The 19,042-nt window shown below is 71.4% G+C and carries 15 protein-coding genes; 10 read left to right on the top strand and 5 right to left on the bottom strand.

The genetic code is table 11. The features are described 5' to 3' along the window. Positions 1–175 precede the first annotated feature (175 nt). Positions 176–2,509 (top strand): beta-L-arabinofuranosidase domain-containing protein, encoded by a 2,334-nt coding sequence (locus OOJ91_RS05755; RefSeq protein ID WP_266243287.1) that lies wholly within the window; start codon positions 176–178, stop codon positions 2,507–2,509. Between the two features lie 34 nt (positions 2,510–2,543). Here the strand turns inward: OOJ91_RS05755 and OOJ91_RS05750 are convergent, their stop codons facing one another. Then, positions 2,544–3,008 carry a MarR family winged helix-turn-helix transcriptional regulator gene (locus OOJ91_RS05750; RefSeq protein WP_266243285.1) on the bottom strand — a complete coding sequence of 155 codons (465 nt, stop codon included), beginning with the start codon at positions 3,006–3,008 and terminating at the stop codon, positions 2,544–2,546. Between the two features lie 135 nt (positions 3,009–3,143). Here OOJ91_RS05750 and OOJ91_RS05745 point away from each other — a divergent pair, with 135 nt between their 5' ends. Beyond that, positions 3,144–3,704 carry an NADPH-dependent FMN reductase gene (locus OOJ91_RS05745; protein ID WP_266243282.1) on the top strand — a complete coding sequence of 187 codons (561 nt, stop codon included), beginning with the start codon at positions 3,144–3,146 and terminating at the stop codon, positions 3,702–3,704. 105 nt (positions 3,705–3,809) lie between these two features. Further along, positions 3,810–5,099, top strand: coding sequence for an MFS transporter (locus OOJ91_RS05740; RefSeq protein ID WP_266243280.1), 1,290 nt, complete (start codon positions 3,810–3,812; stop codon positions 5,097–5,099). 262 nt (positions 5,100–5,361) lie between these two features. On the opposite strand, the gene OOJ91_RS05735 is transcribed toward OOJ91_RS05740, so the two are convergent. Together OOJ91_RS05735 and OOJ91_RS05730 are read right to left on the bottom strand one after the other, a co-directional pair. Beyond that, positions 5,362–5,847, bottom strand: a complete 486-nt coding sequence (locus OOJ91_RS05735; RefSeq protein ID WP_266243278.1) for a GNAT family N-acetyltransferase — start codon at positions 5,845–5,847, stop codon at positions 5,362–5,364. Positions 5,848–5,856: 9 nt separating this feature from the next. Then, a complete protein-coding gene (locus OOJ91_RS05730) occupies positions 5,857–6,900 on the bottom strand; it encodes a LacI family DNA-binding transcriptional regulator (RefSeq protein WP_266243276.1) in 1,044 nt (347 codons plus the stop codon). Between the two features lie 340 nt (positions 6,901–7,240). Between OOJ91_RS05730 and OOJ91_RS05725 the strand changes: the two genes are divergently transcribed. The 7 genes from OOJ91_RS05725 to OOJ91_RS05695 all read left to right on the top strand — a co-directional run bounded on the left by OOJ91_RS05725 (position 7,241) and on the right by OOJ91_RS05695 (position 16,573). After that, positions 7,241–8,392: a Gfo/Idh/MocA family protein gene (locus OOJ91_RS05725; protein ID WP_266243275.1), complete on the top strand. Its 1,152-nt coding sequence runs from the start codon at positions 7,241–7,243 to the stop codon at positions 8,390–8,392. Then, positions 8,389–9,543: a dihydrodipicolinate synthase family protein gene (locus OOJ91_RS05720; protein ID WP_266243273.1), complete on the top strand. Its 1,155-nt coding sequence runs from the start codon at positions 8,389–8,391 to the stop codon at positions 9,541–9,543. Before OOJ91_RS05725 ends, OOJ91_RS05720 begins: the two co-directional genes overlap by 4 nt. Then, complete coding sequence (locus OOJ91_RS05715) at positions 9,540–10,343, top strand: sugar phosphate isomerase/epimerase family protein (RefSeq protein ID WP_266243272.1); 804 nt, start codon at positions 9,540–9,542, stop codon at positions 10,341–10,343. Before OOJ91_RS05720 ends, OOJ91_RS05715 begins: the two co-directional genes overlap by 4 nt. Positions 10,344–10,436: 93 nt before the next feature. Then, on the top strand, positions 10,437–11,645 hold the full coding sequence (locus tag OOJ91_RS05710; protein WP_266243270.1) for an amidohydrolase family protein: 1,209 nt from the start codon (positions 10,437–10,439) through the stop codon (positions 11,643–11,645). A gap of 44 nt (positions 11,646–11,689) precedes the next feature. After that, positions 11,690–12,634 carry an acyltransferase domain-containing protein gene (locus OOJ91_RS05705; RefSeq protein ID WP_266243269.1) on the top strand — a complete coding sequence of 315 codons (945 nt, stop codon included), beginning with the start codon at positions 11,690–11,692 and terminating at the stop codon, positions 12,632–12,634. Between the two features lie 44 nt (positions 12,635–12,678). After that, positions 12,679–13,323, top strand: a complete 645-nt coding sequence (locus OOJ91_RS05700; RefSeq protein WP_266243267.1) for a hypothetical protein — start codon at positions 12,679–12,681, stop codon at positions 13,321–13,323. Between the two features lie 250 nt (positions 13,324–13,573). Continuing rightward, a complete protein-coding gene (locus tag OOJ91_RS05695; protein WP_266243265.1) occupies positions 13,574–16,573 on the top strand; it encodes a S8 family serine peptidase in 3,000 nt (999 codons plus the stop codon). Between the two features lie 49 nt (positions 16,574–16,622). Here the strand turns inward: OOJ91_RS05695 and OOJ91_RS05690 are convergent, their stop codons facing one another. Both OOJ91_RS05690 and OOJ91_RS05685 read right to left on the bottom strand, forming a co-directional pair. Further along, positions 16,623–17,381, bottom strand: coding sequence for a hypothetical protein (locus tag OOJ91_RS05690; protein ID WP_266243264.1), 759 nt, complete (start codon positions 17,379–17,381; stop codon positions 16,623–16,625). A 92-nt stretch (positions 17,382–17,473) separates the two neighbouring features. Further along, positions 17,474–19,033, bottom strand: a complete 1,560-nt coding sequence (locus OOJ91_RS05685) for an acetolactate synthase large subunit (protein WP_266243262.1) — start codon at positions 19,031–19,033, stop codon at positions 17,474–17,476. Positions 19,034–19,042: the final 9 nt, after the last annotated feature.

Genomic DNA, 19,042 nt, shown 5'->3' with positions numbered 1-19,042 from the left:
GGTCTTCCACAGGTGCGGGACCAGCTTCGACAGTTACCATCTTGAATTGAAGGGGCCTCGGGCCGTAACATGCCGGACACGGATGTGAACGCTAACGTTCGGACCCCTGCATCCCCGCCGAGCCCGTCCCGCCCGGTTGTCGTCCCGTCGCCGGTAGCGCTCACCTGGAGGTCCCATGTCGTCCCTGCCCCTCAGCCGACGCCGCGTGCTGCAAGCCGCCGGCGCCACCGCCGTGCTCTCCGCGACCGGAGCCACGACGCTCGGCGCGGGCCCCGCCGCCGCTGCAGTGGTCCCGCCGGCGCGGCCGGACATCGGCGTCGGCGCCTATGCCTTCGACCTCGGCCAGGTGCGACTGACCACCGGCCGCTGGCTGGACAACCAGAACCGCACCCTGAACTACCTGCGCTTCGTCGACGTCGACCGCATGCTCTACAACTTCCGCGCCAACCACCGGCTGTCCACGAACGGCGCTGCCACCAACGGTGGCTGGGACGCGCCGAACTTCCCGTTCCGGACCCACATGCAGGGGCACCTCCTGACCGCGTGGGCCCAGGCATACGCGGTGCTGGGTGACACCACCTGCCGGGACAAGGCGAACTACATGGTCGCCGAGCTGGCCAAGTGCCAGGCCAACAACGGCGCGGCCGGGTTCGGGTCGGGATACCTGTCCGGTTTCCCGGAGTCCGACTTCTCCGCTCTTGAGGCACGCACGCTGTCCAACGGCAACGTGCCCTACTACTGCATCCACAAGACGCTCGCCGGCCTGCTCGACGTCTGGCGCTACACCGGCAACACGCAGGCGCGCACGGTGCTGCTGGCCCTCGCCGGTTGGGTCGACACCCGCACGTCCCGCCTGAGCAGCAGCCAGATGCAGTCGATGCTCGGCACCGAGTTCGGCGGCATGAACGACGTGCTGACCGACATCTACCAGATGACCGGCGACTCGCGGTGGCTCACCACCGCCCAGCGGTTCGACCACGCCTCCGTGTTCAACCCGCTGGCCTCCAACTCCGACCAGCTCAACGGCCTGCACGCCAACACGCAGGTGCCCAAGTGGGTCGGCGCCGCCCGCGAGTTCAAGGCCACCGGGACGACCCGCTACCGGGACATCGCCAGCAACGCGTGGAACATCACCGTCCGCGCGCACACCTACGTCATCGGCGGCAACAGCCAGGCCGAGCACTTCCGGGCGCCAAACGCGATCGCCGGGTACCTCAGCAACGACACCTGCGAGCAGTGCAACACCTACAACATGCTCAAGCTGACGCGGGAGCTGTGGCTGCTCGACCCGAGCCGGACCGACTACTTCGACTACTACGAGCGCGCCACGATCAACCACCTGATCGGCGCGCAGAATCCGGCCGACAGCCGGGGCCACATCACCTACTTCACCCCGCTCAAGCCGGGTGGCCGGCGGGGCGTGGGCCCGGCGTGGGGCGGCGGCACCTGGAGCACCGACTACAACTCGTTCTGGTGCTGCCAGGGCACCGGCGTGGAGATCAACACGAAGTTGATGGACTCCATCTACTTCTACAGCGGCACCACGCTCACCGTGAACCTGTTCGTGCCCTCGGAGCTGAACTGGTCGCAGCGGGGCATCACGGTCACCCAGAGCACGACGTACCCGGTGAGCGACACCACCACGCTCACCCTCGGCGGCACGATGAGCGGGTCGTGGAGCGTCCGCGTCCGCATTCCGGCGTGGACCAGCGGCGCGACGATAAGCGTCAACGGTGTGGAGCAGGCCGTCGCCACGACGCCCGGCAGCTACGCCACTGTCACGCGTACCTGGGCCGCCGGGGACACCATCACCGTGCGTGTGCCGATGCGTGTCGTCGTGCAGCCGACGAACGACAACTCGAGCATCGCCGCCGTCACCTACGGCCCGAGTGTGCTCTGCGGCAACTACGGCAACAGCACGCTGAGCGCGCCGCCGGCACTCAACGTCTCGTCAATCGCCCGGACCAGCACCAGCTCGCTGGCGTTCACCGCCACCGCCAACGGGTCCACAGTCAACCTCGGGCCGTTCCAGGACGCCCACGGCTTCAACTACACCGTCTACTGGAACACCAGCGGCAGCAGCGGTGGCGGCAGCCACCGACTGGTGAACGTGGGCACCGGCCTGGTGCTCGGCGTGCAGAACATGTCCACCGCCGACGGCGGGCTCGCCGTGCAGTGGGGTGACACCGGCACCGCCGACCACAACTGGGTAGTGGTGACCGACGGCAACGCGGTCCGGTTCCGCAACGTCAACAGCGGCAAGGTCCTCGGCGTGGAGAACATGTCCACCGCCGACAACGCCCGCGTGCTCCAGTGGTCCGACAACGGCACCGCCGACCACCGGTGGACCCTGGTGGACAACGGCGACGGCACCTACAAGATCCGCAACGTCAACAGCGGCAAGCTGCTCGGCATCCTCAACGGGTCCACCGCGTACGGCGCGCAGGCCGTGCAGGACCCGGACAACGGCAGCGCGGACAACCGCTGGCGGCTCGTGGCGAACGCCTAGGGCTCACGCCACCACGTCGAGGGCTCGATCTGGCTCAGTCGGCTGTTCCCGCGCGCCCGAACGCGCGGGCCAGCTGGGCCAGGTCGAGCCCCTCGAAGTGCCGGAGGAACCGCCGACGTACGGCGGCGAGATGGCTCGGCCAGGACTCCTCCAGGCGGGCGAAGCCCGCGTCGGTGAGCACCGCGTTCCAACCGCGGGCGTCCTCCTCGCACCGTTCCCGCTTGACCAGGCCCTGCGTCTCCAACCGGATGATCGTCCGGGTCATGCCGCTCAGCGAGAGATAGCAGGCCGTCGCGAGTTCGTGCATGCGCATCCGCCGGTCCGGCGCCTCGGAGAGATTCATCAGAGCGGTGTACTCGGTGAGCGGCATCTGCCTGTCGCTGACCATGTCGGCGTCGATGGTGCGCGGCACCACGTACATCACCCGGCCCAGGGCGCGGATCAGCGCCTCCTCGTCGGAATCGAGGGGTCGCAGCGGCTCGGAACTGGGGTCGGGCATGCTCTCAGCATAGTTGCTTGATTGAGCAATTGCTCACGCAGCGTGTGATGACAGCCATAGCACCGTCATTTGCTTGACGAAGCAAGGAGCGGATAGCGTTCCGGCGCCAGGTTAGGACTATTGAAAGGCGCAGCCATGACCAGGATCGGGATCATCCTCGGAAGCACCCGCCCGGGGCGTAACGGCGAAGCCGTCGCCCGTTGGGTCCACGAGATCGCCCAGCAGCGCTCCGATGCGCAGTTCGAGCTGATCGACCTGCTCGACTACAAGCTGCCGCACCTCGACGAGGCGTACCCGCCCTCGATGGGCCAGTACAGCCAGCCGCACACGCTGCGTTGGGCCGAGACCATCGCGTCGTTTGACGGGTTCGTGATGGTAACGCCCGAATACAACCACTCGACCTCGGGTGCCCTGAAGAACGCCATCGACTTCCTCTACGGCGAGTGGAACAACAAGGCCGTCGGCTTCGTCAGCTACGGCTCGGTCGGCGGTACCCGGGCCGTCGAGCACCTGCGCCTCATCGCCGGTGAGCTGCAGATGGCCGACGTGCGCGCGCAGGTCGCCCTCTCGCTCTTCACCGACTTCGAGAACTTCAGCGTCTTCAAGCCCAACGACCACCAGCGGGACGCGCTCAACGCGACCCTCGACCAGGTCGTCGCCTGGAGCGCCGCGCTCGCGCCGCTGCGCCAGGGCTGACCCCCTTCGCGTACGCCCTGAAACGGCCCCGGGAGGGACTCCCGGGGCCGTTCGGCGCGGTGTGACGGCCAGCACGGTGCTCCGGGGACCGTTACCCTCGGCGGGATGAGCCGAGCTGCCAGCCCTCATCGGACGCCGCTCTGGCGCGACCGCGCCTTCGGCACGTACTGGATCGCGCAGTCGCTCTCCGCGGCCGGCGACGCGTTCGCCTACCTGGCGGTGCCGCTGCTGGTGTTGCAGGCGACCGGGTCGGTGGCGCAGATGGGCCTGCTCACCGCCGTCGCGGGCGCGGCGTCAGTGCTCGCCGGGGTCTTCGGCGGGGTGCTTGTCGACAGGTACGACCGCCGCACGCTGATGATCATCGCGGACCTGGCCCGTCTCGTCCTCTACGCCCTGGTGCCGCTGGCCTGGCTCGCGGGCCCGCAGGTCTGGCTGCTCTTCGTCGTGCTGCCGATCTGCGAGGCGGCCGGCATGCTGTTCCAGGTCGCGGCGGTGACCGCGGTGCGCAACCTCGTCGACTCCGACCGGCTCACCGAGGCCAACGGCCGACTCCAGGCGACGTTCGCGGCGGCCGCCGTTCTCGGGCCGCTGCTCGCCGGTGTGGTGTCGGCACGCTTCGGCCCGTCGGTCGCCATCGCCGTCAACGCGGCGAGCTTCGCGCTCTCGGCGGCCGGCCTGCGGCTGATCCGGCTGCGCCCCGTCCAGGCCGCCGACGCCGCGCCGGTGACCCGGCAGCGTCCGGTGGCCGAGTTCCTGGCCGGGGCGCGGTTTCTGTGGCGACAGCCCGTGCTCCGCGCGCTGACCGTCCTGCTCTCGGTGTTCATCTTCCTGACCTACGGCTTCACCGACGTGCTGATCTACCACGTCAGGCACGACCTCGGCGGCACCGACGGCACGGTCGGCACGGTGCTCGGCCTGGCGGCGCTGGGCACGGTCGCCGGGGCGCTGCTGGTGGCTCCGCTGCGTCGCCGGCGCGGCTTCGGCGCCACCTGGATCGGCGCGCACGCGGTCTGCGGATTCGCGGTCGCGGGCGTCGGCCTGGTGACGTCCGTGCCCGCGGTCACCGCGCTGACCGCCGTGTACCTGTGCTGTCTCAGCATCGGCGGGATCTGCTCGATGTCGCTACGCCAGGAGATCACCCCCGACCATCTGCTCGGCCGGGTCACCTCGGCGTTCTGGAGCACGCACTACGCCCTCGGGCCGGCCGGCGCCGTCATCCTGACCTGGACCGCCGGCCGGTACGGCGTGCCGGCGGTCGCGCTCGTGGCCGGCGCGGGCTGCCTGCTGGTCGCGGTCGGCGGGCTGTTCACCCCGATCCGCCGCGCCGGCGCCGAGCCGGCTCTCCGGCCGCCCGGACTCCAACCGGCCCCGGCCGGGGGAACCATCAGTGGCTGAGACGCTATGGAGCTGATGTCGTCAACGAATCAGGCAGGCACGGTGATCGCCGCGCACGCGCTGATCACCGCGCACGGTGATCGTCGCGCACGCTGCTAGTCGCGCACGGTGATCGCCGCGCACGGCGATCGGCGCGCACGGTGATTACCGGCGTCGTGCACGACCGATTCGTTGTCGACATCAGCTCCAAAGGCACCCAGTCACACCACGGCATCCCCAGCGGATCAGCCCCGAGGGCTCGGCCGGTGGCAGCGCGAGCGGGTCAGAACTCCTGGTACATGACGTGCAGGCCGACCCGGCCGAGGGTGGGGTGGCGGAACGCGCCCGGCACCGTGCCGACCACCTCGAAGCCCTCCCGCCGGTACAGCTCGACCGCCGACCGGTTGCTCTCCACCACGGCGTTGAACTGCATCCCGGCGTACCCCCGCAGGCGTGCCCAGGTCAGGGCGTCGCGGCACAGCGCGGTGCCCACGCCCCGGCCGCGCGCGTCGGCGGCGACCAGGAAACTCGCGGTGGACACGTGCGCGCCCGGTCCGGGCCGGTTGGTGCCCATCTTCGCGCTGCCGAGGACCCGGCCGCCGTCGACCGCGACGACGGTCCGCCCGGGCGGGGCCTCCACCCAGATGCCGTACGCCGCGTCCGCGGTCATCTCCGGGTCGAAGGGAAAGGTCTCCTCGGCCCGGACCACGTCCTCGATGATCGGCCACACCTGCGACCAGTCCTGGTCGTCGAATTCACGGATCAGCACCGGCGCAGGCTACGCCGTGGCGGCCGTCTCGCGCCGCTGCGCAGGCACTGGCCCGGCCGTGTCCCGGCGGATCAGCTCGGCGGGGAGCACCTCGACCCGGGGCGTCGGCGTCCCGGCGCCCAGCACCAGCGACATCGCCCGGATTCCCATGTCGACGAGCGGCAGCCGCACGGTGGTCAGCGCGGGTGTCACGTCCCGGGCGATCGGCATGTCGTCGAAGCCGACCACGGAGACCTGCTGCGGCACCGCCAGCGAGCGGGCCCGCAGGGTGGCGAGGGCGCCGATGGCCATCGAGTCGTTGAGGGCCACGATCGCGGTCAGCCCGGGGTCGGCGTCGAGCAGCCGCGCGGTGGCCTCGGCGCCGCCGTCGCGGTCGAACTCGGCGTACCGGATGCGGCGCTCGGGTAGCTCGCGGCCCTGCTCGGTGAGGGCCTGCCGGAGCCCTGCCAGCCGATCGGTGGTGGTGGTGAGGATGCGTGGACCCGCGACCACGCCGATCGCCCGGTGCCCCAGCTCGCACAGTTGGCGACCGGCGAGGTGACCGCCGGCCCGGTTGTCCGGCATGACGGCGTCGCCGGAGTGCTCGTGGCGGCCGATGACAGCGACCCGCCCGCCGGTGGCCTCGTACGCGGCGAGCTTCTCGTTGAGCTGCCGGGTGAACGCGTCGTCGTGGTAGCCGGAGCCCGCCAGGATCAGGGCCGCCACCTGGTGACCGCGCAGCAGCTCCACATACTCCAGTTCGCGGTCCGGGTCGCGGTAGCTGTTGCAGATCATCAGCAGCCGGCCCTGGTCAGTGGCGACCCGTTGCAGCCCTCGGGTGATCTCGGCGAAGTACGGGTCGGAGACGTCGTGCACGATCACGCCGACCGCGCTGCGGTGCGAGCGGGCGAGCAGTTGGGCGTGCGCGTTCGGCACGTACTGCAACTCGGCGACGGCGGCGAGCACCCGCTCGCGCAGCTCGTCGGTGACCGGTTTGCTGCTGCCGTTGATGACGCGGGAGGCGGTGGCGGGTGAGACGCCCGCGCGCCGCGCCACGTCGGACAGGGTCGCCATGGCCCGCCCCCTCGGTCTGTTGACGGCGTTTCGCCGCGCCGGCTAGCGTCACCGTACCGCAGAGAAAGCCCTTTCCCGCAGGGGGTTGGACCGTTGTGATCCACTCGGTTTCCCTTAATTCGCGGTGTCCGAGGCATCGGGACGGCCCGATTTTCAGGAAGCCGAGTCGATCTCGGAGTGGCCCGGCGCCTGTGGGGTCCGCGATCGGCGAATAGATCGAGGAAAGGCCTTGCCCGGCGTGCGGGAACCCGCCTACGCTCCCAGGAAAGCGTTTGCCTGATCCGCCGACCGGCCCGCTCCTCGACTGCCGTGCCGGGCCCCGCACGACGGAAGGATCACCATGACCCGCAGGTCCATCGGCATCATCGTCAACGGCGTGACCGGACGGATGGGCTATCGTCAGCACCTCGTCCGGTCCCTGCTGGCCATCCGCGAGTCCGGTGGTGTGGCAGTGGCCGACGGCACGACCATCTGGCCGGAACCCGTCCTGGTCGGGCGCAACGAGACGAAGCTCCGCGAGCTCGCCGCACGACACGGCCTCACCGACTGGACCACCGACCTGACCTCGGCGCTGGCCCGCGACGACGTCGAGATCTACTTCGACGCCCTGGTCACCCAGCAGCGGGAGAAGGCGATCCGGCAGGCCATCGAGGCCGGCAAGCACATCTACACCGAGAAGCCCCTCGCCGAGGACACCGCCGGCGCGCTCGACCTGGCCCGGGCCGCCGACGCCGCCGGGGTCCGCACCGGCGTCGTACAGGACAAGCTGTTCCTGCCGGGGCTGCGCAAGCTCAAGCGGCTCGTCGACTGTGGGTTCTTCGGCCGGATCCTCTCGGTGCGCGGCGAGTTCGGTTACTGGGTCTTCGAGGGCGACTGGCAGCCGGCCCAGCGCCCGTCGTGGAACTACCGCGCCGAGGACGGCGGCGGGATCACGTCCGACATGTTCCCGCACTGGCACTACGTGTTGGAGGAGCTGTTCGGCCGGGTCAACGCGGTCTCCTGCGTGACCGCCACCCACGTGCCCGAGCGGGTCGACGAGGACGGTCGCGCCTACGCGGCGACCGCCGACGACGCCGCGTACGCCATCTTCGAACTCGACGGCGGGGTCATCGCGCAGATCAACTCGTCGTGGGGTGTGCGGGTGTACCGCGACGAGCTGGTGGAGTTCCAGGTCGACGGCACCGAGGGCAGCGCCGTCGCCGGGTTGCGCAACTGCCGTGTGCAGCATCGGGCGGTCACCCCGAAACCGGTGTGGAACCCGGATCTGCCGGCCACCGAGGACTTCCGCGCCCAGTGGGCCGAGGTGCCCGACAACGAGGAGTTCGACAACGGCTTCAAGGTGCAGTGGGAGGCGTTCCTCCGGCACGTCGTGGCCGGCGAGCCGTTCCCGTGGGACTTCCTGGCCGGCGCGCGCGGCGTGCAGCTCGCCGAACTGGGGCTGCGCGCGGCCCGAGAGGGCGTCCGCGTCCCGGTTCCAAAGCTGCAGCGGTGAGCGCCGCCGACGTGGTGCTGCCGGGCGGGCGGCGACACCGGTTGGCCGGGGGGAGCGGGTTCGCCCGCCCGGCCGCCCCGGCGGCCTGTCGGATCGCGTACGCCGCCGCGCACGTGGTCGCCGCCGCGGGCGCGGAGAACGTGCCGGGGGCCCCGGCGGCGGTGGACTGGGACACCACCCTCGCGTTCCGGCGGCACCTGTGGTCGTACGGGCTGGGGGTCGCCGAGGCGATGGACACCGCCCAGCGGGGGATGGGCCTGGACTATCCGGCGACCCGGGAGCTGATCCGGCGCAGCGCCGCCGAGGCCCGCGCGGTGGGCGGCCGGATCGTCGCCGGTGTCGGCACCGACCAGCTGCCGGCCGGCCCGGCCACCCTGGCGGCGGTCACCGCCGCGTACCGCGAACAGCTCGACGACGTCCGCGCGGCAGGCGCCCGGCCGGTGCTGATGTGCAGCCGACACCTGGCCGCCGCAGCCCGCGGCCCCGAGGACTACCTTCGGGTGTACGACGGGCTGTTGAGCGCCGCCGGGGAACCGGTGGTGCTGCACTGGCTGGGCCCGATGTTCGACCCGGCGCTGACCGGCTACTGGGGATCGCCCGACCTGGACCTGGCCGCCGACACGGTCGTCGAGCTGATCAAGGCGCATCGGTCGACGGTGGACGGTGTCAAGGTGTCGCTGCTCGATGCCGGCCGGGAGGTGGCGCTACGCCGTCGGCTACCGGCGGGGGTACGCCTCTACACCGGCGACGACTTCCACTACCCGGAGCTGATCCGGGGCGACGAGGTGGGCCACTCCGACGCGCTGCTCGGGGTGTTCGCGGCCATCGCGCCGGCCGCCGCCGCCGCGCTGGCCGCCCTCGACCGGGGCGATCCGACGGCGTACGACGAGATCTTCGCGCCGACCGTGCCGCTGGCCCGGCACCTGTTCGCGGCGCCGACCTGGCACTACAAGACGGGGATCGTGTTCCTGGCCTGGCTGGCCGGTCACCAGGACCACTTCACCATGGTCGGCGGCGCGCAGTCCGGGCGGTCTCCGGCGCACCTGGCGACCCTGCTCACCCTCGCCGACGCGGCCGGTCTGCTGCCCGACGCCGACCTGGCCGCCGCCCGCGCCCGCGCGTTCTTCACCGTCGCGGGCGTGGCGCAGTGAGCCTCGCGCGTTTCTCGTTCAACCAGGCCACCGCCCAGCACTGGGCGCTGCCCGAGGTGGTCGCCGGGTGTGTGGCGGCCGGTGTGCCGGGCATCGGGCTGTGGCGGGAGCCGGTGGCCGGGTACGGGCTGGCCCGCTCGGCGAAACTGGTCCGCGACGCCGGTCTCGCCGTCACGTCCCTGTGCCGGGGCGGCTTCTTCTCCGCCGACGACTGGCGTGCGGAGAACCTGCGGGCCGTCGAGGAAGCCGCCACGCTTGGCGCGCCCGAGCTGGTGCTGGTCTCCGGCGGTCTGCCGGCCGGCAGCCGGGACGTCGACGGCGCCCGGCGTCGGGTCGCCGACGCGATAGGCGAGCTGGCCCCGCACGCGGCGGCGGCAGGCGTCCGGCTGGCCATCGAGCCGCTGCACCCGATGTTCGCCGCCGACCGGTGCGTGATCGCCAGCCTCGGCCAGGCGCTGGACATCGCCGAGCGTTTCGACCCGGCCGTGGTCGGCGTGGTCGTCGACGCGTACCACGTGTGGTGGGACGACACGGTGTACGCGCAGATCGCGCGGGCCGGCGCGCGGATCGCCGCGTTCCAGGTCTGCGACTGGGTGACCCCGCTGCCGGAGGGGGTGCTGCTCGGCCGGGCGCTGCCCGGTGACGGGTGTATCGAGCTGCGCCGGCTGCGCGAGGCGGTCGACGCCGCCGGCTACGGCGGCCCGATCGAGGTGGAGGTCTTCTCCGCCGAGGTGTGGGCGCGTCCCGGCCCACAGGTGCTGGACGCGGCGATCGCCGGCTACCTGCGCCACGTTGTCTGAGGATCCCTCTCGCGAGGGACAGGGCTCATCTCCGGTGGGGAGGTGAGCGGGTTCGACGGCGCGGATGGTGGCTCCATCGACAGTGGAGGACCGATGACGAGGCACGCCATCCGGGCGGCGCGGATGTTCGACGGCGAGCGGCTCGTGGACGGCGGGGTGCTGGTCCTGCTGGACGGCAGTCGTATCGCCGAGGTGCGCAGGGGTTGGGCGCAGGCGCCGGAGGGTTGGCCGGTGCGCGAGCATCCGGACGACACCCTGCTTCCCGGCTTGATCGACGCGCACGTGCACCTGTGCGCCGATGCCGGGCCGGACGCGCTCGGCCGGCTCGCCGAACGTCCGGAGACTGACCTCGACGCGGTCGTCGAGGCGTCACTTGGCGCCCACCTGGCGGCCGGCGTCACGACAGTGCGTGACCTGGGCGACCGCCGTGGCGCCGTGCTCCGATGGCGGGACCGGGAGGTGCGCGACGACCTACCCACGGTGGTCGGGTCGGGCACGCCGATCACAAGCGTCGGCGGGCACTGCTGGTGGATGGGGGGCGAGGCGAGTGGCGTCGACGGGATCCGCGAGGCCGTGCGTCGGCAGGCGGCGGCCGGCGCCGACCTGCTGAAGGTCATGGCCAGCGGCGGAGTGTTCACCCCCGGCACCGATACCACCCGGCCGCAGTTCACCGACCAGGAACTGACCGCCGCGGTGACCCGGGCGCACGATCTCGGCCTGCCGGTGACCGCGCACGCGCACGCGCTCAGCGCCGTCGAGCAGGCGCTGCGCGTCGGTGTCGACGGCATCGAGCACTGCACGTGCGTGACCGCGACAGGCGCCCACGTCCCGGAGGAACTCGCGGATCGACTGGCCACGTCAGGGGTGGCGGTCTGTGCCACGCTCGGCACCGACCCCGCCGTGATCACGCCGCCGGAGGTGGTGGAGATGGCGGCGCGGGCCGGGCTCAGCGAGGCCGCGCTGCGTGCCGGCGCCGCCACCCTGCACCGGGCCGGGGTCCGCCTGGTCGCTGGTTCGGACGCGGGCCTCGGCCCCGCGAAGCCGCACGGGATCCTGCCGGAGACGCTCGTCGAGTACGTCGCGAGTGGCATCCCCGCCACAGCAGCCCTCGCCGCGGCGACCTCCGTCGGCGCAGAGGTGTGTGGCCTGGGGCGGAGCAAGGGCCGCGTCGGCCCCGGTTTCGACGCCGACCTGCTCGTCGTTCGCGGCGACCCGACGAGCGACATGACTGTGTTGCGCCGACCGCTCGCGGTGTACCTCGCCGGCGCGAACCCTGCCGGGACGCTGCCCGGAAACGTTTAGTCACGGGCTTCGGTAAGGCGCCGGCCGGCGGTAGGTTCGTCCGCGTGGATCTGCACGACATCGCCACCCGGCTCGGGGTGCCCGTCGAGGACGTCGAGCGTGTGCACCGGCTCGCGGGGGACTCGCCGTCGGCGCCGCTGCCCGCCAGGGCCGACGCGCCCGCGCTCCTCGACCGGCTCGCGGTCCGCCCGGACGACGCCGACGAGATCATGGCCGGTTGGCCCGAGGCTGGGTCACCACTGTGGACTCCGGAGCTGCGCTGGCTCCTCGACCGCTCCACCGCCCTGGTCCGCGCCGATCTCGGCGGCTACGTCTGGCTGCCGCCCGGCCCGGAGCTGCCGCGCGACAGGGGGCCCGCCTGGCGGCATCTCTACGTGTACGCGTACCTAGCCCTCGTCGACGTCGTCCGGGCGTACCACGGCGACCACGGCGTCCCCGACGCCGTGTCCTGGGTGACCCTCGCGGACGTGGGCCGCAATCTCGCCATCGACAGACGGATGCGCCGCGAGGGTTGGCCCGTCATACAGAGCTGGTTGACGCTGCACGTGCGGGGCGCCGTCTACGAGCTGGGGCGGTTGCAGCACCACAGGGGCGACGGCGCGATCGGTCTGCACGTCCCCGACTCGGGGCCGCTGACCCCGGCGGCGGTCTCGGCGTCGCTCGACGAGGCCCGCGCCTTCTTTGCGCGGCACTTTCCGGACGAGCCCTACACGGCATTCTCCTGCGGCTCGTGGCTGCTCGATCCGCAGTTGCGGGACTACCTGCCCGAGGATTCCAACATCATCCGCTTCCAGCGACGGTTCGAGCTGGAGCCCTACGCGGAGTCGGACGGACCGGACGCCGACATCGAGGTGCGGCGGTTCGTGTTCCGCACCCTGAGCACGCCGCTCGACGAGCTGCCGCGCCGCACCGCCCTGCAACGGGCGATCGTCGACCACCTGGCGGCCGGTCGCCACTGGCAGTGGCGTCAGGGCCGCTTCCCGATCTGAGCCGGCCCATAGGCAGAGTGGCGTTTCGTACCTACCCTGATCCGGTGCTAGCCGCCGAAGCCCCGAAGATCACCGACTGGATGCAGGCGTGGGGGAGCTTGGCCGGGCTGGTCATGTCGACATTCGCCGTCATCTTCACAGGTCTGCTGTTCCGTCACGAGACCCGGGTCCGTCGCGAGGAGCAGGAGAGCCGCGAGGCGGCGCAGGCCCGCCTGGTCATTCCCGTCCTGACTCTCGACCGCGACGACAGCGACGGCGTCCGGGTCTACGACGCGACGAACCCGGCGACGGTGACGCTTGTCAACCACAGCGCCGCGCCGATCTTCGACGTCCATGTCGACGTCGTCTGGGAGGAGACCCACCGCTGGCCGGGCCGTCGCCGAGAGGCGGTGGCGATGGTGACGGCACACGGCGGCCGCCGCTTCGCCGTCGTGGAGAGGTCCGAGACCGCGAGCTTCGAGCTGACCGGTCACGCGGCACACCTCGGGCGGGCGAGGATCCGGTTCACGGACGCGGCAGGGCTGGTCTGGGAGCGGTCGGGCCTGCAGTCGCCCGTCCGTTACACCCCGCCGGAGAGCCCGATGGCCAGGGCGTTCCGGCTGCTGCCGTGGGTGCTTCTGGTGATCTACGTCGTGCTGCCCGCCATCGTCATCGCCGGTGTCGTCGCCGTGGTGCGGTTCTGGCCGTAGCGGGCGGGCTCGCTCCGGAAAACATGATCTAGGCACGGCCGACCCATCGTGATCTTATGTGCACCAGCGATCCGTAACACCGAGCAAACCCTCGATTAACCGTCGCGGGCTTAGGTGGGGGAGCGCTCCCATGAGCGGATCGCGAACGATGAGACAGCTCCACAAGGGAGCGATGGAGAGGAGTCTCGTGTCTTCACGCACGAGCGGGAACAGGCTGCGAAGACTGGCGCTACCGACGCTGGTCCTCGCGATGATCACCGGCACAACCGGTGCTGCGGGAACGGCGTCGGCGGCCCCGGGGGACCGGCCCGCCACCAGCGGTCCGGGTTATTTCTCCACCGGGTCCGACCGGCGCACCACCCTGACCGACGGGGCCGACCGTCGCTCCGGCGACAACGAGACCAGCCCGAAGGCCGCCGTGGACGCGACCGGTTCAGGCGTCTACATCGTCGAGCTGGCCGAGGCCCCGCTGACCACGTACGTCGGCGGAACGTCGGGGCTGGCGCGGACCCGCCCGGCCCCGGGTGGCCGGCTGGACGTGACGACCGCGCCGTCGCAGGCGTACCGCCGGCACCTCGACACGCAGCGTGCCGCCGTCGCCTCCAAGGCCGGTGTCCAGGTCAAGGCGGCCTACACCGCGGCCTTCAACGGCTTCTCGGCGAAGCTGACCGCCCAGCAGGCGACCGCGTTGCGGGCGGACAAGCGCGTGCGCGCCGTCACCGCCGCACGCGCGCTCGGCAACCGGTCGGCGTCGCCGCTCGCGACCACCACGACGGCCGCCACCCCGACCGCCGCCACCGCTGGTGAGCCGGTCGCGTCCGCTGCCGGCCACACCACCAAGCCGGTCAAGCCTGGTCCCGCCACCGGCAAGGGCATGGTGATCGGCGTCCTGGACACCGGCATCTGGCCGGAGAGCGCCTCGTTCGCCAAGAAGATGCCCGCGCCCCCGACCTGGCACGGCACGTGCCAGACCGGCGTGGGCTTCGTGACCGAGCACTGCAACGGCAAGATCGTCGGTGCCCGGTACTTCGCCGACACCTGGCTCGCGGACGGTGGCTCGGTGCCCGAGGGTGAGCTGCTGTCTCCCCGCGACATGGAGGGCCACGGCACGCACACCGCCTCGACGGCCGCCGGTCTGCCGGTCTCGGACGTCACGATCGACGGCCGGCGTTTCGACCCGATCTCCGGGGTCGCGCCGGACGCCCAGATCGCCGTCTACAAGGTGCTCTGGGCCGGGATGGGCTTCGACGCCGACATCATCGCCGGCATCGACGCGGCAGTCGCCGACGGCGTGCAGGTCCTGAACTTCTCGATCGGCTCGCAGCTCGGCGACTGGGAGGCCAACACCCCCATCGGCGTCGCCTTCCTCAACGCCACGCTGTCCGGGGTCTTCGTGGCGGCGTCGGCGGGGAACACAGGCATCGTGAGCGGCGCCATCAGCAACGCGGCGCCCTGGGTGACAACTGTCGGCGCGGCGGTGACCAACCTCGACGAGGCGACGCTCAAGCTGGGCGACGGCACGAAGCTCGTCGGCGGCTCGCTGGACGCGCTGCCCGGCGGCGGCGCGCGGACGATGGTCTTCGGCGACCAGGCCGGATCTCCGGAGCTGGGCGCCGTCTACTGCGAACCGGGCAGCCTCGACTCTGCCAAGATCAAGGGCAAGGTGGTCGCCTGCGCGCTGTCCGACACGTTCGGCTCCGCGGCCGAGGTCAAGGACAAGGGCGGGGCGGCGATGGTGCTGTTCGACCCGGTCGGCAACTACCGGGTCAACTCGATCTACAACTTCCCGGTGGTGTACCTGCCGACCGAGAAGCAGGCCGGCACCTTGTTCAACTACCTGATGCGCCACCCCACCGACGCGAAGGTGTCCCTGCGCACCGGCGGTGACGGCTCCAGCGTGCCGGGCGTCCCAAGCGTCGCGGACTTCTCCTCCACCGGCCCGGACAAGGTGACCTACGGCGTCTTCAAGCCGGACCTGGTCGCCCCGGGGTCGGACATCATCGCCGCGGTGTCACCGGCCGGCAACTTCGGGCGGCAGTACGACGCGTACTCGGGCACCTCGATGGCCTCGCCGTACGTGGCCGGCGCGGCAGCTGTCCTGCGTGCCACGCACCCGGACTGGACGCCGGGCCGGGTCGCCTCGGCACTGCGGACCACCGCGACCGACACCGTCGGCACCAGCAACCCCCTGGACCAGGGCAGCGGCTTCATCAACCTGGCCCGGGCCACCGACCCGGGACTGGTCATCGAGCCGACGGCGGCGGAACTTGTCGCCTTCAGCGAGACGGCCCAGCCCGACGGTAAGGAACTCAACCTGCCGGCCATCTCGCTGCGCGAGTACGACGGCACCCGCCCGGTGACCCTCACCCGCACGCTGACAAACGTGGGCACGGCGCGGGAGACGTACCGGTCGTCGGTGTCCGGAGTGCCCGGCATGAAGGTCACCGTCACGCCGGCGTCGGTGACGCTGGCGCCGGGGAAGTCCGCCAAGGTGACCATCACGCTGCGCCGGGGCAACGCACCCTGGGACCGGTACGTGACCGGATCGATCACCTGGAAGGCCAAGGCACACAGCGTCCGGATCCCGGTCGCCGCCCGCCCGTGGGGGATCAGCCCCCGGCCGTACGGTGACGACGGCGAGGAGTTCGGCCGGATGACCAGCGGCTCCTTCGGGATGATCCAGCCGGGCTTCACCGGGCCGCTCGCGGGTCGCAGCACCGGTTACACGCCTGTGCAGCGCACGTCCTACTCGATACCGGCCGGCGTCTACGGCGGCGTGTTCGACCCGAAGGCGTCCGGCGTGAAGGCTGTCGACTTCACCGTGCCGGCGAACACGGCGGGCATCGTCGTCGAGGCCAACACCGAGGACCCGAACACGAACCTCGACCTCTACCTCTACAAGGGCGACACGCTTGTCTACAGCAGTGACAGGTACTGGACCAGCGCGGAGCAGGTGTACAAGTTCCTGCCCGAGCCGGGGCGCTACACCGCGTACGTGTTCGCGCAGGTGCCCGGTGGCCCGGTCGTCGACTTCGAACTGCGGCACGCCATCATCGGTCGCAACGCCAGGTATTCGCCTGCCACGTTGACGCTGCCGTCCACGACGGAGCGCGGTCAGAGCGTCAACTTCACGTTGAAGCCGAACAAGCCGCTGGCCGAGGGCGACTTCTGGGCGTACACCGAGTGGAGCACCAACGGGACGGCCGTCCCGGGCAACCTCGTCTACACCCAGCAGAGTGCCTGGCAGTAGGTCGTGACGGAGCGCGGGGCGGTGCCGTCGGGCACCGCCCCGCATTCCATCAGCGCTGCCAGGCGTCGATGGTCCGCACACCGTCGCGCACGGTCTGGTCCAGGATGGCGGGGTTGCCGCTGCTGCCCTCCCAGCCCTGGTCGTTGAACACGGTCACCGCGCCGTCGACACGTGCCACGGCGATCTGGGTGGACGTGGTGCCGCCGTTGCGGTCGCCGTTCAGGTCCGTCGCCGCCCGGGTGAGCGACACCAGCACCGCCTCGTCCCCGACGCCAGACAACGGCTTGCTCGCGACCTTGACCGGGTTGCCGCCCCGATCGTACGAGGGGCACGCCTCGACGGCACTGCGCAGACGCCGCATGTAGTCGGCGGCGCCCTCACCCTCGAAGGTGAAGATCGTCTGATAGATCAACCCCTGCGGCGTGTTGCTGACCGGGTCACCGGGCTTCTTGTAGGTGACTGTCATCGCCGCGCTCGCGGTGACCTGTCGGCCTCCGGTGCCGAACTCGTTGCCGCACAGCTTCGGCAGGGCCTCTTCGACGGGCGTCGTCCGTCGGGGCGATTTCCGCAGCTCTGTCGGCAGCTCGACGAAGGCCGACGTCGGAATGGTCGTCGGGGCGCTGGCGCTGGCGCTCGCGGACGGCGGGTCGGCCGGGCTCGTGCCGGCCGAGGCGGTCGTCGGTGACGCGGCCGACGACACCGGATCGGACTCGTCCCCGCCCGACGTGCAGGCCGTGGTCAACGCGACGGTGCCGAGCAACGGCAGGATCAGCGCTCGGGCGGTTGGTGGCAGTGCGTATCGGCTCATGTTCTCCCCCTCGTTACGCACGCAGTTCCCCGCGCCACGTCAGCGGAAACGATCAATACCGTCCGGTCGACCGGCGCCGGCGAGGCTGTCGCCTACGCGGCGGCCGGGATGGCGGCGTCGATGAGGTGCGGGCCGGGCTGGGCCAGCGCCTGGGAGAGTTGTTCGGCGAGTTGCTCGGCTGTGGTGGCGCGGCTGGCCGGCATGCCGAACGCGCTCGCCAGTCCCACGAAATCGATCTCTGGGTTCGCCAGGTCGAACAACTGATTGCGGTCCGGATCGGTACGGCCCGGACGATCGCTGAAGTACTTCCACTCCTGCCGCAGGATCGCGTACGCGTGGTTGTTGAGGACCACGTTGGTGATGTTCAACTGCTCACGGACCTGCGTCCACAGCGCGCTGACCGTGTACATGACGCAGCCGTCGGCCACCAGCGCCAGCACCTGTCGATCGGGTGCGGCGACTGCGGCGCCGACGGCCAGGGGCAGGCCGTCGCCCATCGCCCCACCGGTCTGCATCAGCACGTCGTGGCGGGGAGCGCCGGCGGTGGCGGTCGCCAGGGCGGTGCCGGAGCTGACGCTCTCGTCGATGACGATGGCGTGTTCCGGCAGCAACGCCGCGACGACGTCGGCCCAGTTCTGCACGGTGAGCGCCCCCGTCGGCAGCGCCGGTCGATGCGGCTCGGTGACCGGGGCGGTGGTGTCCGGCGCCACCAGCTCGGCGAGTCGATCGAGCGCGGCGACGGCGTCCTGGCCGACCTCGGCCAGGACGTGCGTCCGCGCACCCTCGGGCACGAGCAGGCTCGGCTGGTCGGAGTAGGCGAAGAAGGAGACCGGGGCCTTGGTGCCCGCGACGATGACGTGCCGTACCCCGTGCAGTTGGTCGAGCACCTGATCCGGGTAGAAGCCGAGCCGGGGAAACGCGGGCAGGCCCGCGCCCCGTTCCACCCGGTTGGAGTACAGCTCCTGGAACACCCGTGCGCCGGTCGCCGCGCCGATGCGTCCCGCGGCCAGCAGGCCCGCCTCGCGCAGCGCGGTTCCGCCGATCACCAGGGCGGTCGTCTCCCCGCCCCGCAGGACGTCCGCGACCTGCGTGAGCACCTCCTGGCCGACGGTCGGCGCCGAGCGGGGCCGTACTGGCGAAGCCGCCGCGCCCCCGTCCGACCACGACACGTCCGCCGGCATGATCACGGTGGCGATCTGGCCGGGAGGCTCCAGTACGGCGGCGAGCGTCGCCGCGCCGTCGGGTCCGGCCCCGGCCGCGTCCTCGGGGCGGCGGACCGGGCCACGCAGCCATCCGGCCAGGGCGGCGATGTCCGAGTTCAACGGGGGATCGAAGGCGGTGTGGAACGTCGCGTGGTCCCCGACGATGTTGACCACTGGCGAGTTGGCGCGTCGGCTGTTGTGCAGATTCGTGAGGCCGTAGGCGAGTCCCGGCCCGAGATGCAGCAGGGTCGCGGCCGGCTTGCCGGCGATCCGGGCGTAGCCGTCGGCAGCGCCGGTGACCACGCCCTCGAAGAGCGCGAGTACGCCGCGCAGCTCGGGGACCGATTCCAGCGCTCCGACCAGGTGCAGCTCGGTGGTGCCGGGGTTCGTGAAGAGCACCTCGACCCCGCCGTCGACAAGCGTCCGCAGCAGTGCTTCTGCGCCGTTCACACGTCACCT

The organism is Micromonospora lupini, from assembly GCF_026342015.1.
GTDB classification, from domain to species: domain Bacteria; phylum Actinomycetota; class Actinomycetes; order Mycobacteriales; family Micromonosporaceae; genus Micromonospora; species Micromonospora lupini_B.
Note: the sequence above shows the minus strand (reverse complement) of the source record. Positions and strands in the feature narration are given on the sequence as shown.